The 14,297-nt window shown below is 64.7% G+C and carries 15 protein-coding genes; 4 read left to right on the top strand and 11 right to left on the bottom strand.

Going from position 1 to position 14,297, the window contains the following annotated elements; all coding sequences use genetic code 11:
* The 8 genes from P6U29_RS20530 to eno all read right to left on the bottom strand — a co-directional run bounded on the left by P6U29_RS20530 (window position 1) and on the right by eno (window position 7,785).
* The gene (locus P6U29_RS20530; protein WP_027559362.1) at window positions 1-303 is read right to left on the bottom strand and encodes a DUF5076 domain-containing protein; all 303 of its coding nucleotides are present in this window, start codon (window positions 301-303) and stop codon (window positions 1-3) included.
* Between the two features lie 3 nt (window positions 304-306).
* On the bottom strand, window positions 307-1,698 hold the full coding sequence (locus P6U29_RS20525) for a pyruvate dehydrogenase complex E1 component subunit beta (protein ID WP_407119196.1): 1,392 nt from the start codon (window positions 1,696-1,698) through the stop codon (window positions 307-309).
* A 29-nt stretch (window positions 1,699-1,727) separates the two neighbouring features.
* Entirely contained in the window at window positions 1,728-2,750 is a 1,023-nt protein-coding gene (gene pdhA, locus P6U29_RS20520) for a pyruvate dehydrogenase (acetyl-transferring) E1 component subunit alpha (RefSeq protein WP_407119195.1), read from the bottom strand.
* A 226-nt stretch (window positions 2,751-2,976) separates the two neighbouring features.
* Entirely contained in the window at window positions 2,977-3,291 is a 315-nt protein-coding gene (locus tag P6U29_RS20515) for an FtsB family cell division protein (RefSeq protein WP_407119194.1), read from the bottom strand.
* A gap of 161 nt (window positions 3,292-3,452) precedes the next feature.
* A complete protein-coding gene (locus P6U29_RS20510) occupies window positions 3,453-4,004 on the bottom strand; it encodes an NADPH-dependent FMN reductase (protein WP_407119193.1) in 552 nt (183 codons plus the stop codon).
* Window positions 4,005-4,205: 201 nt separating this feature from the next.
* Window positions 4,206-5,204 (bottom strand): MBL fold metallo-hydrolase, encoded by a 999-nt coding sequence (locus tag P6U29_RS20505; protein ID WP_407119192.1) that lies wholly within the window; start codon window positions 5,202-5,204, stop codon window positions 4,206-4,208.
* A gap of 119 nt (window positions 5,205-5,323) precedes the next feature.
* Window positions 5,324-6,457: a zinc-binding dehydrogenase gene (locus P6U29_RS20500; RefSeq protein WP_407119191.1), complete on the bottom strand. Its 1,134-nt coding sequence runs from the start codon at window positions 6,455-6,457 to the stop codon at window positions 5,324-5,326.
* A gap of 44 nt (window positions 6,458-6,501) precedes the next feature.
* Window positions 6,502-7,785: a phosphopyruvate hydratase gene (gene eno, locus P6U29_RS20495; protein WP_407119190.1), complete on the bottom strand. Its 1,284-nt coding sequence runs from the start codon at window positions 7,783-7,785 to the stop codon at window positions 6,502-6,504.
* A gap of 174 nt (window positions 7,786-7,959) precedes the next feature.
* On the opposite strand from eno, the gene P6U29_RS20490 reads away from it, so the two are divergent.
* Together P6U29_RS20490 and queF are read left to right on the top strand one after the other, a co-directional pair.
* On the top strand, window positions 7,960-8,937 hold the full coding sequence (locus P6U29_RS20490) for a lyase (protein ID WP_407119189.1): 978 nt from the start codon (window positions 7,960-7,962) through the stop codon (window positions 8,935-8,937).
* Window positions 8,938-8,976: 39 nt separating this feature from the next.
* Window positions 8,977-9,438, top strand: a complete 462-nt coding sequence (queF, locus tag P6U29_RS20485; RefSeq protein WP_122403094.1) for a preQ(1) synthase — start codon at window positions 8,977-8,979, stop codon at window positions 9,436-9,438.
* Between the two features lie 53 nt (window positions 9,439-9,491).
* On the opposite strand, the gene P6U29_RS20480 is transcribed toward queF, so the two are convergent.
* From P6U29_RS20480 to P6U29_RS20470, 3 genes are all read right to left on the bottom strand, one after another.
* A complete protein-coding gene (locus P6U29_RS20480; protein ID WP_407119188.1) occupies window positions 9,492-10,697 on the bottom strand; it encodes an MFS transporter in 1,206 nt (401 codons plus the stop codon).
* Window positions 10,697-11,545, bottom strand: a complete 849-nt coding sequence (kdsA, locus tag P6U29_RS20475; RefSeq protein WP_407119187.1) for a 3-deoxy-8-phosphooctulonate synthase — start codon at window positions 11,543-11,545, stop codon at window positions 10,697-10,699. Before kdsA ends, P6U29_RS20480 begins: the two co-directional genes overlap by 1 nt.
* 116 nt (window positions 11,546-11,661) lie before the next feature.
* Window positions 11,662-11,988: an NIPSNAP family protein gene (locus tag P6U29_RS20470; RefSeq protein WP_407119186.1), complete on the bottom strand. Its 327-nt coding sequence runs from the start codon at window positions 11,986-11,988 to the stop codon at window positions 11,662-11,664.
* Between the two features lie 189 nt (window positions 11,989-12,177).
* Between P6U29_RS20470 and P6U29_RS20465 the strand changes: the two genes are divergently transcribed.
* The gene (locus tag P6U29_RS20465; protein WP_407119185.1) at window positions 12,178-12,852 is read left to right on the top strand and encodes a response regulator; all 675 of its coding nucleotides are present in this window, start codon (window positions 12,178-12,180) and stop codon (window positions 12,850-12,852) included.
* On the top strand, window positions 12,849-14,225 hold the full coding sequence (locus P6U29_RS20460; RefSeq protein ID WP_407119184.1) for a sensor histidine kinase: 1,377 nt from the start codon (window positions 12,849-12,851) through the stop codon (window positions 14,223-14,225). The genes P6U29_RS20465 and P6U29_RS20460 overlap by 4 nt, the downstream gene beginning before the upstream one ends.
* The last annotated feature ends 72 nt before the right edge of the window (window positions 14,226-14,297 follow it).

Raw genomic sequence — 14,297 nt, 5'->3', positions numbered from 1 at the left:
TCAGTGCCCCTTCCCGCGCGGCGTCGTGGTGCCGGTGTCGGTGGGACGCTCGATCTCTGCCTGGAACATGTCGAGGATCCGGTTCAGCGCGTCTTCCTCGGTGTACTCGCTCTCGCGCGCATAAGCGCGCGCGGCGTGGCGGGCGAGATCGACCAGCAGCAGGCCCCACATGTCAGGCTCCTCGAAGGCGCGTTGGAACGCCATCGACAGCCCACCGTCCAGCACGAACACGCGCAGGATCTCGACCGCGTCTTCGCGGGTCATGACGTCGGGCGGCAGTGGCTGCTCCTTAGGGCCCGCCATGGTCTACCTGTAGCAGACGGCTTTGGCGGCTTCGACGACTTCCGCCGCCGAGGGCAGCGCGAGCTTCTCCAGGTTGGCGGCATAGGGCATCGGCACGTCCTTGCCGGCGACGCGCGCGACCGGCGCATCCAGATAATCGAACGCGTTCTCCATGATGCGCGCGGCGATCTCGGCGCCGACGCCGCTCTGGGCCCAGCCCTCTTCCACCGTGACGGCGCGGCCGGTCTTCTTCACGGAGTTGATGATGGTCTCGGTGTCCATCGGGCGCAGCGTGCGCAAATCGATCACCTCGGCCTCGATGCCGTCCTTGGCGAGCTCGTCAGCGGCCTTGAGCGCATAGGTCATGCCGTTCGACCAGGAAATGATGGTGACGTGGCCGCCCGAACGCACGATGCGCGCCTTGCCGATCGGGATGACGTAATCGTCGAGCTTGGGCACTTCGCCGGTGTGGCCGTAGAGCACCTCGTTCTCGAGGAAGATCACCGGGTTGGGATCGCGGATCGCGGCCTTGAGCAGACCCTTGGCATCGGCGGCCGAATACGGCGCGATCACCTTCAGGCCCGGAATGTGCGAGTACCAGGCCGAGTAGTCCTGGCTGTGCTGGGCGGCGACGCGCGCGGCGGCACCGTTGGGTCCGCGGAACACGATCGAGCAGCCCATCTGGCCGCCGGACATGTACAGCGTCTTGGCGGCGGAGTTGATGATCTGGTCGATCGCCTGCATGGCGAAGTTGAAGGTCATGAACTCGACGATGGGCTTGAGACCCGTCATCGCGGCACCGACGCCCACGCCAGCAAAGCCGTGCTCGGTGATCGGCGTGTCGATCACGCGCCTGGCGCCGAACTCCTGGAGCAATCCTTGCGTGACCTTATAGGCGCCCTGATATTCGGCGACCTCTTCGCCCATCACGAAGACATCCGCGTCGCGGCGCATCTCCTCGGCCATGGCATCGCGCAACGCTTCGCGGATCGTCTGCGTCACCATCTCGGTGCCGGCAGGCACTTCCGGATCGGGCTCGGCGACGGGTTGCGGCGCGGCCGGCGCAGCCTTGGGCTGCGGCACTTCGGCCTTAGCGGCGGCAGGCGGCGCCGACTCGGCAGCCTTCTCCTGCTTGGCGGGCGCAGGTGCTTTCGCAAGATCAGCGGCGCTCTCGCCGTCGGCGAGGATGGTCGCGATCGGCGTGTTCACCGCAACGTCGGCGGTGCCCTCGGGGATCAGGATCTTGCCGAGCGTGCCCTCATCGGTCGCCTCGACCTCCATCGTCGCCTTGTCGGTCTCGATCTCGGCGATGACGTCGCCGGACTTGATCGTCTCGCCCTCTTTCTTCAGCCATTTGGCGAGGTTGCCCTTTTCCATCGTGGGCGACAACGCGGGCATCAGCACTTGAATTGGCATATCTTCTCCAAAAGAAAGCTTGCGCGCGTTCAGCGGTAAACGTCGGTCCAGAGCTCGGCGGCATCCGGCTCGGGATCATGCTGGGCGAAATCGGCGGAGGCATTGACGATGTCGCGCACCTCGGCGTCGATCGCCTTCAGATCCTGCTCGCTGACCTTGGCCGCCAACAGGCGGTTGCGCACCTGCTCGATCGGATCCTGGTCGTGGCGGACCTTCTCGACCTCCTCGCGTGTGCGATATTTTGCAGGATCGGACATCGAATGGCCGCGGTAGCGGTAGGTCTGCATCTCCAGGATGTAGGGGCCCTTGCCGGCGCGGCACCAGGCCGCCGCCTCCTCGCCCGCGGCCTTCACGGCGCGGACGTCCATGCCGTCGACCTGCTTGCCGGGGATGTTGAAGGAGGCACCGCGCTTGGAGAAATCCTGCTGCGCCGAGGCGCGCGAGACCGAGGTGCCCATGGCGTAGCGGTTGTTCTCGATGACGTAGATCACCGGCAGCTTCCAGAGCTCCGCCATATTGAAGCTCTCATAGACCTGGCCCTGGTTGGCCGCGCCGTCGCCGAAATAGGTGACGCTGACATTGCCGTTGCCGCGATAGTGATTGGCGAAGGCGAGACCGGTGCCGAGCGAGACCTGGGCGCCGACGATGCCATGGCCGCCGTAAAAGTGCTTCTCCTTGCTGAACATATGCATGGAGCCGCCCTTGCCCTTGGAATAGCCGCCGCGGCGGCCCGTGAGCTCGGCCATGACGCCGTTGGCGTCCATGCCGGTGGCGAGCATGTGGCCGTGATCGCGATAGCCGGTGATGACCTGATCGCCCTCTTTCAGGGCCATCTGCATGCCGACCACCACGGCCTCCTGGCCGATATAAAGGTGGCAGAAGCCGCCGATCGCGCCCATGCCGTAGAGCTGACCGGCCTTTTCCTCGAACCGGCGGATCAGGAGCATGTCACGGAGCGCCTTCAGCTCCTGCTCCCTGGTGAATTCCGGTGGCGAACCGCCGTCGGTCTTGTCCTGTGGAGTGCTTGCGGCGGCTTTCTTGGGTGCGGCCATAGGAATTCCGGGTCAGAGAAAACTTTCGCCCTCTCTAACCCAACTCAATCGCGTGCGAAAGCACCGCGGCGGCATGGCACGACTTTCATTATGCCGCACTGCAACGTGATCGAAATATTGGAAAATCTTTGGCGCTGATCGGGCAACAAATCGATCCGCCTGACTGGGAACGTGAGCACGCATTGGCCGCGGCAGCTTCGTGCTGCTTCAGAATGGCTTACACCAACTAATTCGGGATCATCCGAACGAGATCGCGCGGATTGACATAGTCGAGCTGGAAGCGCGCCCGCTCGTCCAGCATATCGGGGTCGATCTTCTCGGACCGCAGCAGCGACACCCGCTGTTCGCTCCTGGCGCGCTCACGCTTGAGCTGAGCCAGCTCGCTGGTCAGCGAGATGATCTCCTGGTCGAGCTCCTGGCGGGCGTTGAGGCCGTATTTGCCGGTATAGGCGTTGACGCCGAAATAGCCGACGATCGCCGCCGCCATCGCGTAGAGGGCAAGACCGGTCAGGATCGATTTCAGGCGGGCGCGGGAGACCATCTTGGGAAGATGGAGTAGGTTGGTTAAGGGAGTGCTAACCTAGAACAAGCGGTCATTCCGGGGCGATGCGCAGCATCGAACTCTGGTGCGCAATTGCGCACCTGAGAATCTCGAGATTCCGGGTTCGGCTCTTCGAGCCGCCCCGGAATGACAGCACCTCCTCAGCCCTGATTTTTCGCCACATGCGCGGCGAAGGCGTCGATGTACTGCTGCAGCACCGTCTTGAGGGAGTCCTTGGTCAGGTTGCCATCTGCGTCGAAGGCATCGCCGACGCCGTTGAGATAGATTTCCGGCTGCTGGAGAATCGGACCGGAAATGCCCGGCAGGATGTTCTGCAGATGCTTGGCCGCGCTGACGCCGCCGAGTGGCCCCGGCGAGTTGGAGATGATGCCGACCGGCTTGCCGAGGAACGAGCTCTTGCCATAAGGCCGCGAGGCGACGTCGATGGCGTTCTTGAGAGCGCCCGGGATCGAGCGGTTGTATTCGGGTGTGACGAACAGGACGCCGTTCGACTTCTGGAGCTTCTCGCGGAAGGCGAGCCAGTCCGCGGGCGGCGCGCCCTCGAGGTCCTGGTTGAAGAACGAGATGCCCGCCGGCGTGATCACCTCGAGCTTGAGCGAGCCAGGCGCGAGCTTGGCGAGCGCATTGGCGATCTTGAGCGAGAAGCCGTCCTTGCGCAGGCTGCCGGCGATCACGACGATGTTGTAGGCCATTGAGTGTCCTTGAGAGCTTGAGCGGGAATGCCGGGAAAGCTCTTAAGTCATCAGGGCCAATAGATGCAAGTGCATGGACTGGTTCGATTTGGAAACGCTGTGTTTCTGGAAATTGGCCCATTCCCGGTGGCCTTGGAAGCGATCCAAAATAGTCGGGCCGCCAAACGGCGGCCCGATCTTTTACGCAAGGTTCAACCGCGGTCAGATCGTCGGATTCCACGCCGACGGGATCAGGCGATATTTGGCGCCGTCCTTCTCGACATGGCCGACCGATGGGAAGGTGAAGTGGAAGCCGATCACGGCGGCCTTCTCCGCCGCCGCCATGTCATAGAACTTATGGCGCGTCGCCTGCGCCAGCGCGGCATCGTTGTCGAACATCACGTGCCAGTCGGGATTGCGCAGGAAGAATTCCGGGATGTTGGTGACGTCGGATTGGATCAGCACCTTGGCATCGCCAGATGCGACTGCGAACGAAGTGTGGCCGGGCGTGTGGCCCGGCGTCGCGATCGAGGTGATGCCGGGCGCGACCTCCTTGCCCCACTCGTACTTGGTGACCTTGGATTCAAGGCCGGCAAAGGTCTTCTTCACGTTGGCGAAGTAGTTCTTCATCATCGGATTCGACTCGGCCTTGGCGGCGTTGTCCTCACTGGTCCAGAACTCCCAGTCCTTGCCCGGCACCATGATCTCCGCATTCGGGAAGGCCAGCGCGCCATCGGCGAGACGGATGCCGTTGGTGTGATCGGGATGCAGATGCGACAGCAGCACGACGTCGACACTCTTCGGGTCGATGCCGGCGGCCTGTAGGTTTTGCAGGGTGCGGCCGACCGCCCCCTTGCTCGCCTCGAAATTCGCAATCCCGTTGCCGGTATCGATCAGGACGAGCTTGGAGCCGGTGTTGATGAGCTGCGGGTTGAATGGCACCGTGACCATGCCTTTCGGCATGTAGGCCGCCTCGCCGGCCGCCAGCGCCTCCTCCTTCGAGAGGTTGGCGACGAACTTGTCCGGCATCGGGAAGGTGCGCGCGCCGTCATTGATCGAGGTGCACTCGAAGCTGCCAACCTTGTAGCGGTAGAAGCCCGGCGCCTGCATGCCGGTCGGCGGCATCGAGGCATTGGCAGTGGTCGAGCCGAAGCCGGTTACGGCAGCCGCACTGAGGGCGGCAGCGCCTGTGAGCAAATGACGGCGATTGAGATCAGTCATGGAAAGGTCCCCTTCTAAGCGCCCCGCGGTTTTTCCGCTTCCAAATGGCGGCGGAATAATCTCCCGCTTCGCTCAGAAGGCAAGACCTCCCTACGGTGACCTGCCGTAGCAGATCACGATTATTTATTTGGGTTGATGAGGAATTTTTCGCCGGTGGCGCGTTTGGCGTACACCGCGATGTTGGCGGGATCGAGCGCCTCGGCAAGCGAGACCACCTTGGTGTAGTGGCTGGCGAAGGTGGTCTTCAGCTCGGACGCCACGCGCTGGCGCAGGCGGCCCACCTCGGCCGGACCGGTCTTCTGAAGAAACGGCGTGAGCAGCCAGCCGCCGACGCCCCAGCTCAGGCCGAACGAGCGGTTCAGCTCCGTCGGGCGCGTGTCGAGGCTGCCGTAGATATAGACCTGCTTGTACACGTTGGAGCCGTAGCGGCTGTATTCCTTCGCGGTCTTGTTGGCCGCGATCTCCATCGCGGTGAGAATCTGCCCAGCCAGCTTGCCGCCGCCGATGGCGTCGAAGGCGATGGTGGCGCCGGTCTCGACCAGTGCGTTGGTCAGATCGTCCATGAAGCTCGGCGCGCTGGAATCCACGACGTGCTTGGCGCCGATCTTGCGCAGGATGTCGGCCTGCTCCTTGCTCCTGACGATGTTGACGAGGCCGATGCCGTCCTTGATGCAGATCTTGTTGAGCATCTGCCCGAGATTGGAGGCGGCCGCGGTGTGCACGAGCGCCTTGTGGTTCTCCCGCCGCATCGTCTCGGTCATGCCGAGCGCAGTCAGCGGATTGACGAACCAGGACGCTCCGTCCGCGGCCGTGGTGCCCGCCGGCAGCTCCATGACATCGCGGACCTTGAGCACGCGGTATTGCGTGTACATCGCGCCGCCGATCATCGACACCGTCTTGCCCATCAGCGCTTTCGCCGCATCCGACGATCCGGTCTGGATCACCGTGCCTGCGCCCTCGTTGCCGACCGGCAATGACTGATCGAACCTCGCCGCCATCATCCGCATCGCCGCCTCCGGCATCTTGGCGGTGATGACCGGCATCTCCTTGGTGCCGGAGGCCTGGGCGGCCGACATGTCGGCAGGCCCGATCAAGAGGCCGAGGTCGGAGGGGTTGATCGGCGTCGCCTCGACGCGAACCACGACCTCATCGTCGGCCGGCTCGGGCGTCGGGACGTTCACGAGAGACAATTCAAGCTCGCCGCTCTTCTTCAGCAGCGAACGCAATTCCAGTCCCGACTTGCCGTCGCTCATGTCGATCCTCCCCTGTTCATCTTTTCGCCGGCCGAGGCGCTGGCTTATGCCAGCGCCTTCAGTGCCGCCTTGCCGCCGTAGAGCGCCTGCTTGCCGAGCTGCTGCTCGATGCGCAGGAGCTGGTTGTATTTGGCGGTGCGGTCGGAACGCGCAAGGGAGCCGGTCTTGATCTGACCGCAATTGGTGGCGACCGCGAGATCGGCGATGGTGGAATCCTCGGTCTCGCCGGAGCGGTGCGACATCACAGAGGTGTAGCCGGCCTTGTGCGCCATTTCGACGGCGGCCAGCGTCTCGGTCAGCGTGCCGATCTGGTTGACCTTGATCAGGATCGAGTTGGCGCGCCCGGCCTTGATGCCTTCGGCGAGGCGCTTGACGTTGGTGACGAACAGGTCGTCGCCGACCAGCTGGCACTTCTTGCCGATGAGGTCGGTAAGCTCCTTCCAGCCGTCCATATCGTCTTCCGACATGCCGTCCTCGATGGTCACGATCGGATAGCGCGAGACGAGATCAGCGAGGTATTTGGCCTGCTCCGAGATCGAACGGGTCTTGCCCTCGCCTTCATAGGCATACTTGCCGTCCTTGAAGAACTCGGTCGAGGCGCAGTCGAGGCCGAGCACGATGTCGGAGCCGGCCTTGAAGCCGGCCTTGCCGATGGCGTTCATGACGAAATCGAGCGCGGCGTCGGCCGACGGCAGGTTCGGGGCGAAGCCGCCCTCGTCGCCGACATTGGTGTTGTGGCCCGCCTTCTTCAACTCCGACTTCAGCGTGTGGAACACCTCCGCGCCGTAGCGCAGGCCTTCGGCGAAGGAGGATGCGCCGACGGGGAGGATCATGAACTCCTGGAAGTCGATCGGATTGTCGGCATGCACGCCGCCATTGATGATGTTCATCATCGGCACCGGCAAGAGGCGCGCCGAGGTGCCGCCGACATAACGGTAGAGCGGCATGTCGAGCGAGTTCGCGGCCGCCTTGGCGCAGGCCAGCGAGACGCCGAGGATAGCGTTGGCGCCGAGCCGGCTCTTGTTGGGCGTGCCGTCGAGGTCGATCATGATCTGGTCGATCTGGGCCTGCTGCTCGACATCGAGGCCGCTCAGGGCCTCGAAGATCTCGCCATTGACGGCGCCGACCGCCTTGGTCACGCCCTTGCCGAGATAGCGGGCCTTGTCGCCGTCGCGCAGTTCCACCGCCTCGTGCGCGCCGGTGGAGGCGCCGGACGGCACCGCGGCGCGGCCGAGCGCACCATCCTCCAGCACGACATCGACCTCGACGGTGGGATTGCCCCGGCTATCGAGAATTTCGCGGCCGATGATGTCGATGATGGCGGTCATGATGTCCACTTCCGTTCGTTAGGGCTGATCGGTGCCGCGGGTCTTACACGGGCTGCAAGCAAATGTGAACGCTCGGACGAGCCGCTTCGACTGACGCGGGCGGCGGCTCAGCTTATGCTCACCCGCGTCTGGTCCGCGCGTCCAACCTCAATCTGAAACAGTCGGGGTAACGCCATGAATCGCCGCCAGTTTCTTGCTTCGACCGCCGCGCTGCTCGCCGCCCGCCCAGGTTTTGCGCAGGAAGCCCCGTTCCGAACAAGATACTACCCCATCAGCCCGGGCATCGGCCTGCACGATCTCACGCCCGCCCCTGACGGCAAGGTTTGGTTCACGGCGCAGGGCAAGGGCCTGCTCGGCAGGCTCGATCCGCGAGATGGCAGTTTCAAGACGGTCAGCCTCGGCCAGGGCGCTGCCCCACATGGCGTGACGATCGGGCCCGACGGCGCACCCTGGATCACCGAAGGCGGCCAGAACGCGATCGCGCGGGTCGACCCCGGCGATCTCAAGGTGACGCTGTTCCGCCTCCCGGAAAAGTTCGCGTCCGCCAATCTCAACACCGGCGTGTTCGACAAGGAAGACACCTATTGGTTCACCGGACAGTCCGGCTATTACGGCCGGCTTGTGCCGAAATCCGGCGAGATGACGGTCTTCAAGGCACCAAAGGGCATCGGGCCCTATGGCATCACCGTCACGCCCAAGGGCGACATCTGGTACGCCTCGCTCGCCGGCAGCTACATCGCCAAGGTCGATCGTGCGACCGGCAGCGCCGGCCTCGTGCAGCCGCCGACGCCGAATGCGGGCACACGGCGCGTCTGGTCGGATTCAAAGAGCCGGATCTGGGTCAGCGAGTGGAACAGCGGGCATGTCTCGGTGCACGATCCCGCCGACGGCTCGTGGAAGACATGGAAATTGCCAGGCGAACGCCCCCGCGCCTACGCGGTCTATGTCGACGACAAGGACAAGGTCTGGCTGACGGATTTTTCCGCCAACGCCATTGTGCGCTTCGATCCCGCTACTGAAAAGTTCAACGTCTTCGCCAGCGACAAGGCGAATGCGAACGTCCGCCAGCTCGACGGCCGTCCGGGCGAGCTCTGGGGCTGCGAGTCCGGCAACGACCGCATTGTGCTGATCCAGACGATTGCGGCCGGTTGACGGCAGCGGCATTTGCGTCCATCCCGGCATCCGCAAAGGATGACGATGATGGCGAAAAAATCCCTCCAGCTCGGCCGCGCGGTCGAGTGGCCGCACACACCTGAAGAAGCCCAGCTCGATCGCGTGCCCAATCCGCAAAAGGGTACGGATTACCTGGTGCGCTTCACCGTGCCGGAATTCACCTCGCTCTGCCCGGTCACGGGCCAGCCGGATTTCGCGCATCTGATGATCGACTACGCGCCCGGCGCGTGGCTGCTGGAGTCGAAATCGCTCAAGCTCTACATTGCGAGCTTTCGCAATCACGGCGCCTTCCACGAAGACTGCACCGTGATGATCGGCAAGCGCATCGCTTCCGAGATCAAGCCGAAATGGCTGCGCATCGGGGGCTATTGGTATCCGCGCGGCGGCATCCCGATCGACGTGTTCTGGCAGACCGGCCGCGTGCCGAAGGGCCTGTGGGTGCCCGAGCAAGGCGTCGCGCCCTATCGCGGGCGGGGTTAGCCTCTATTGTCCCGGATGCGGCGCTGCGCTGCATCCCAACGAGCATTCATGCCTCAGCGCGCGTCCGACGGCGCCCGCTGCTTGAGCAGCCGGGCGCAGACGAAGCCCAGCACCACCATGATCCCTGCGCTCGCGAACAGGGTCGGCATCTTGCCGGCGTGCTGAAGGCCGAAGCCATAGGCGAGCGGCCCCAAGGTCTGACCCATGAAGAAGAAGAACGAATGCAGCGACATCGCGGTGGCACGCGCCTCGACCGAGAGCTCGCTGGCGAAGACCTGAAGGCAGCCATGGGCGATGTAGAAGCCCCATCCCGTCACGATGAGATTCAGCGCCTGCACTTCCCAGCGTGGGCCGAAAGCGACGGCGATGAGCTGCGAGGCGACGAGCGTCATGCCGGCGATCATCATGCCCTTCATGCCGAGCCGCGGCAGCAGGCGTGACACCGTCAGCGTGTAGAACAGGCCGCCGACCGCAAAACCGGCGATGACGATGCCGGCGATCGAGAGCGAGGTCTGACCGAGCTCAAACAGGAACGAGGCGATGTAGGGAAACAGGCCGAGCACGCAGCAGCCTTCGATGAACACCGCCGAATAGCAGACATAGGCGTTCGGATTGGTGAAGATGGTGCGATAGCCGGCCTTGAGCGCCGACAGGCTCGTCTTCGGCGGATGCTTGACCTTGGCGCCGTGGAAGCCGGCCGCAACGGCGATCGAAGCGACGATCACGAGCGCACCGAGCACCGCGAGCACACCGCGCCAGCCGAGGAAATCGCCGATCAGGCCGGAGGCCGAGGCGCCGAGCAGATTTCCGGTCATGGCGCCTGCAAGCGTGCGGCTGATCGCGACCTGGCGCTTCTCGGGCCCGACGAAGTCGCTGGTGAGGCTGAGCGCCACCGGGAACACGCCGCCCGAGCCGATGCCGGCGAGAATGCGGGTCGCAAACAGAACCGCGAACGAGGACGAGAGCGCACCCAGGATGTTGGCGAGGCCGAGCAGTGCGAGGCAACCGATCATCAGCCGCGTCTTGCCGAAAAGGTCGGCGGCGGCGCCGATAATCGGCTGGATGATGGAGAACGTGAAGGCGAACACCGCGGCAAAGCCGGCGGCGGTGGCGATGCTGACGCCGAAATCCTCGGCGACGTGCGGCAGCACCGGATCGAGCGCGCGCGCCGACAGGGCCGCGGCGAAGCTTGCGCCTGAGATGACGTAGAGTGCCGTCGGCAAGCCGTGATCGAGCGGCCGCGCCTCGCCTTGCTGCATCAGCGCGGATTCTTTGCGAGCGCGTCGAACGCAATCAGCCTGGCGATCAGCTCCTCGAACTCGCGCAGCGGCACCATGTTGGGTCCGTCCGAGGGCGCGTGATCAGGGTCAGGATGGGTCTCGATGAAGACGCCGGCAACGCCGACCGCGACGGCCGCGCGCGCCAGCACCGGCACGAATTCACGCTCGCCGCCCGACGAGGTCCCCTTCCCGCCCGGCTGCTGCACCGAATGTGTGGCGTCGAAGATCACAGGCGCACCCGTGGTACGCGCCAGGATCGGCAGTGCGCGCATATCGGAGACCAGCGTATTGTAGCCAAACGAGGCGCCGCGCTCGGTGACGAGCACGTTGGGATTGCCAGCGCTCGTGATCTTGGTGACGACATTGGCCATGTCCCAGGGTGCCAGGAATTGGCCCTTCTTGACGTTGACGACCTTGCCGGTTGCGGCTGCCGCTAAAAGGAGATCAGTCTGCCGGCACAGGAAGGCCGGGATCTGCAAGACGTCCACCGCCTGCGCCACCTCGGCGCATTGCGTGGCCTCGTGCACGTCGGTCAGCACCGGCAGGCCGAGCGAGGATCGGATCTCCGCGAAGATCGGCAGCGACTGCGCTAAACCCAGGCCACGCGCTGCCGCCGCGCTGGTGCGGTTGGCCTTGTCGAACGAGGTCTTGTAGACGAGGCCGATGTTCAGCCGCGCGGCGATCTCCTTCAGCGCGGACGCGACCTCCAGCGCATGCTGGCGGCTCTCGAGCTGGCAGGGCCCGGCAATGACCGAGATCGGCAGATCATTGCCGAATTTGACCGTGCCAATGGTGACGATCGGCGCCGCTGAATTTGAAGAGCTCAAGGCAAATCCCTCGTTTCGGCGCGACCATAGCCGTGGTGAGGGTCGGATCAACCCTCTTCCGCCCGAGCCGCTCGAATATCAGGGTTGCGCCAAGGTTCCCGCCGCGCCAGGGATCGCTACTTCACCGCCGAGAAGGCGGTCGGCGCCAGGATCTGGCTGACGATGTTGCCGACGATCTGGCCGTCCGCTTCCGATTTCGCCCGCGCCTCGAGCCAGTCGGGGTCGGTCATGAACGCGCCCCACTTCTTCTCGCGCTCGGCGAGCGAATCCCAGGCCAGGAAATAAGTCAGCTCCTGGTTGGATTCACCGATCAACGTCGTGAAGAACCCGGCCTGCTTGATGCCGTGCTTCTCCCAGAGCTTCAGCGTCACGGTCTCAAACCGCTTCAAGAGCGCCGGCAGCCGGCCGGGCACGCAGCGATAGACGCGCATTTCGTAGATCATTCATGGTCCTCCCTGAACAGGTCCGGCGGTTATAGCGGCTGGTCCCGACGGTGTCTTGAGCTCCGCCCGGCCGCCCCCGGTGGCGTTCTGCGCATGGCTTGAGCTTCCGCCGCTGAGCCGGAGCCCCGCAATGCTGCCGCAATGATCGGGCCGCTACAAAGGCGTCGAATGCGGTTCAGGTGCCCTTACATGCGGATTTTGCTGGTCGAGGATGAAGCGGAAATGGCCGGCGCGCTGGCTTCGGCGCTGAAGCGCTATGACATGGTGGTGGACCATGCCCCGACGCTCGCCGAGGCGGAGGAGGCCATTTCCGCCGACGTCCATGCCGCCGTCCTGCTTGACCGCCAGCTTCCTGACGGCGATGGCCTCGCCTTGATCCCAAAGCTCCGCGCGCGTGCCGACGGTGTACCCATCATCGTCCTGACTGCGCGTGGGGAGCTCGCCGACCGCATCGCCGGCCTCGACGGCGGCGCCGATGACTATCTGGCAAAACCGTTTGCAGTCGAGGAGCTGTTGGCGCGGCTGCGCGCGGTATTGCGGCGGCCTGCGGGCCTCTCTCCCGAAATCATCCGCGCCGGCCGCCTCGCATTCGATGTCGGACATCGCCAAGCCAGCATCGACGGCGAGCCGTTCGAGCTGCCCCGCCGCCAGCTCCTGGTGCTCGAAGCGTTGCTCCGCCGCATGGGCCGGACCGTGCTGCGCTCGGCGCTGGAAGAGGCGGTCTACAATTTCGACGACGAGATCCAGTCCAACGCACTCGACACGCATGTCTCGCGGCTGCGGCGAAAGCTCGCGGAAGCCGAGGCGGGCATCGAGATCCACGGCATTCGCGGCGTCGGCTATCTCCTCAAGAAGCTGCCATGAGCAAACACGACGATCCCTATTGCCTGCGCTCGCGGCTCAGTTGGCGGTTGCTCTCGCTTCAGGCCGCGATCCTGGTCGCGCTGCTTGCAGTCGTTCTCGCCGGGCTTTGCGCCTCCGGCTTCGTGCTGGCACAGCGCGACGAGGACCGCGTCATCGATGTCGTCCAGCGTGCGCTCACGCGCGATGCGCAAGGTGGATTGGCCTTGCGGCCGACGGCCGAACTGCAGCAGTTGCGCGGCGAGACACCCGACCTCTGGTTCCTGGTACGCGACCGGGAGGGACGCTCGCTCACCGAAGGCACCGTGCCGGCCGAATTCGCCGCGATCGGCGGAGGTCTCGACCAGATCAGCCAGGCGCGGCTCGGTTGGCAATTGTTCGAGGACGATCCGCGCAAGCCGGCGGCGCGGATGAAGCGGGTCGACACTGATGCGGGCAACGTGCAGGTCATCACGGCGACACAAGGACGCCTGACCGGCGCCAAGGCGCTGTTCATGACATCCCTTGCGTTCCTCGGCATCGCGCTGCCCGGCCTGCTCCTGATGGGAACGACGACGTTCATCGCGACGCCCATGATCGTGCGGCGCGCCTTCAGAGGGCTCGATACCGCGGCGGACGAGGCGCGACGCATCGACATCCATCAACGCGGCGCACGGCTTCCGGTGGAACGGATTCCGCTGGAGGTCGTGCCGCTCGTGACCGCGATCAACGACGCGCTGGCGCGGCTCGACCAGGGCTATGCCCGCCACAAGCGCTTCGTCGCGGACGCCGCACATGAGCTGCGCACGCCGATCGCAATCCTGAACACGCGCCTGGAGTTACTTGCCCCTGGGCCGGACAAGAATCGCCTGCTGGAGGATGCGGCGCGGCTGGCGACTCTTGTCGAGCAATTGCTCGATATCCAGCGGCTCGACCGCTGCGGCCATCCCTTCACGCGCGTCAATCTCGTCGCCGTTGCGCAAAGCGTCGCCGCCGACCTCGCGCCGCTGGCGATTGCCGCCGGTTACGAGCTGGCGCTCGATGCTCCGTCGACACCGGTCGAGACGATCGGCGATGCGGCGGCCCTGGAGCGCGCACTGACCAATCTCGTGCAGAACGCGATCCAGCATGGCCCGCGCCGCGGCACGATCGGGATTCGCATCAGCAGACCTGCAAACATCGAGGTAACCGATGAAGGCGCCGGTATTCCCGCCGATCAGCGCGAGCAGATCTTCGAGCCGTTCTATCGGCTCGCGCCGCTCGATCGCGGTGCCGGCCTCGGCCTCAACATGGTGCGCGAGATCGTGCAGCTGCATGGTGGCCACGTCTGGGTGGCGGACGGACCGGAGGGCGGCGCCTGTTTCCGGATGACGCTGCCGCCGGTCCGACAGAGTTGATTAATCCGCATTCGCCTCTAGCGGCGCAATGCTGTCGCAATGCGCCTCCCGCAACACTGCATCCGTCTCACC

The organism is Bradyrhizobium sp. LMG 9283 (assembly GCF_045571415.1).
Taxonomy (GTDB): Bacteria; Pseudomonadota; Alphaproteobacteria; order Rhizobiales; family Xanthobacteraceae; genus Bradyrhizobium.
The sequence above is the reverse complement of the archived record's forward strand: the minus strand, read 5'-3'. Positions and strand labels throughout refer to the sequence as shown.

Coding starts and splice junctions, on each gene's coding strand:
- pdhA (WP_407119195.1), bottom strand. CDS start 2,750: ATGGCCGCACCCAAGAAAGCCGCCGCAAGCACTCCACAGGACAAGACC.
- P6U29_RS20460 (WP_407119184.1), top strand. CDS start 12,849: ATGAGCAAACACGACGATCCCTATTGCCTGCGCTCGCGGCTCAGTTGG.
- P6U29_RS20465 (WP_407119185.1), top strand. CDS start 12,178: ATGCGGATTTTGCTGGTCGAGGATGAAGCGGAAATGGCCGGCGCGCTG.
- P6U29_RS20515 (WP_407119194.1), bottom strand. CDS start 3,291: ATGGTCTCCCGCGCCCGCCTGAAATCGATCCTGACCGGTCTTGCCCTC.
- P6U29_RS20480 (WP_407119188.1), bottom strand. CDS start 10,697: ATGCAGCAAGGCGAGGCGCGGCCGCTCGATCACGGCTTGCCGACGGCA.
- P6U29_RS20505 (WP_407119192.1), bottom strand. CDS start 5,204: ATGACTGATCTCAATCGCCGTCATTTGCTCACAGGCGCTGCCGCCCTC.
- P6U29_RS20525 (WP_407119196.1), bottom strand. CDS start 1,698: ATGCCAATTCAAGTGCTGATGCCCGCGTTGTCGCCCACGATGGAAAAG.
- eno (WP_407119190.1), bottom strand. CDS start 7,785: ATGACCGCCATCATCGACATCATCGGCCGCGAAATTCTCGATAGCCGG.
- queF (WP_122403094.1), top strand. CDS start 8,977: ATGACGATGATGGCGAAAAAATCCCTCCAGCTCGGCCGCGCGGTCGAG.
- P6U29_RS20490 (WP_407119189.1), top strand. CDS start 7,960: ATGAATCGCCGCCAGTTTCTTGCTTCGACCGCCGCGCTGCTCGCCGCC.
- P6U29_RS20500 (WP_407119191.1), bottom strand. CDS start 6,457: ATGAGCGACGGCAAGTCGGGACTGGAATTGCGTTCGCTGCTGAAGAAG.
- P6U29_RS20510 (WP_407119193.1), bottom strand. CDS start 4,004: ATGGCCTACAACATCGTCGTGATCGCCGGCAGCCTGCGCAAGGACGGC.
- P6U29_RS20530 (WP_027559362.1), bottom strand. CDS start 303: ATGGCGGGCCCTAAGGAGCAGCCACTGCCGCCCGACGTCATGACCCGC.
- P6U29_RS20470 (WP_407119186.1), bottom strand. CDS start 11,988: ATGATCTACGAAATGCGCGTCTATCGCTGCGTGCCCGGCCGGCTGCCG.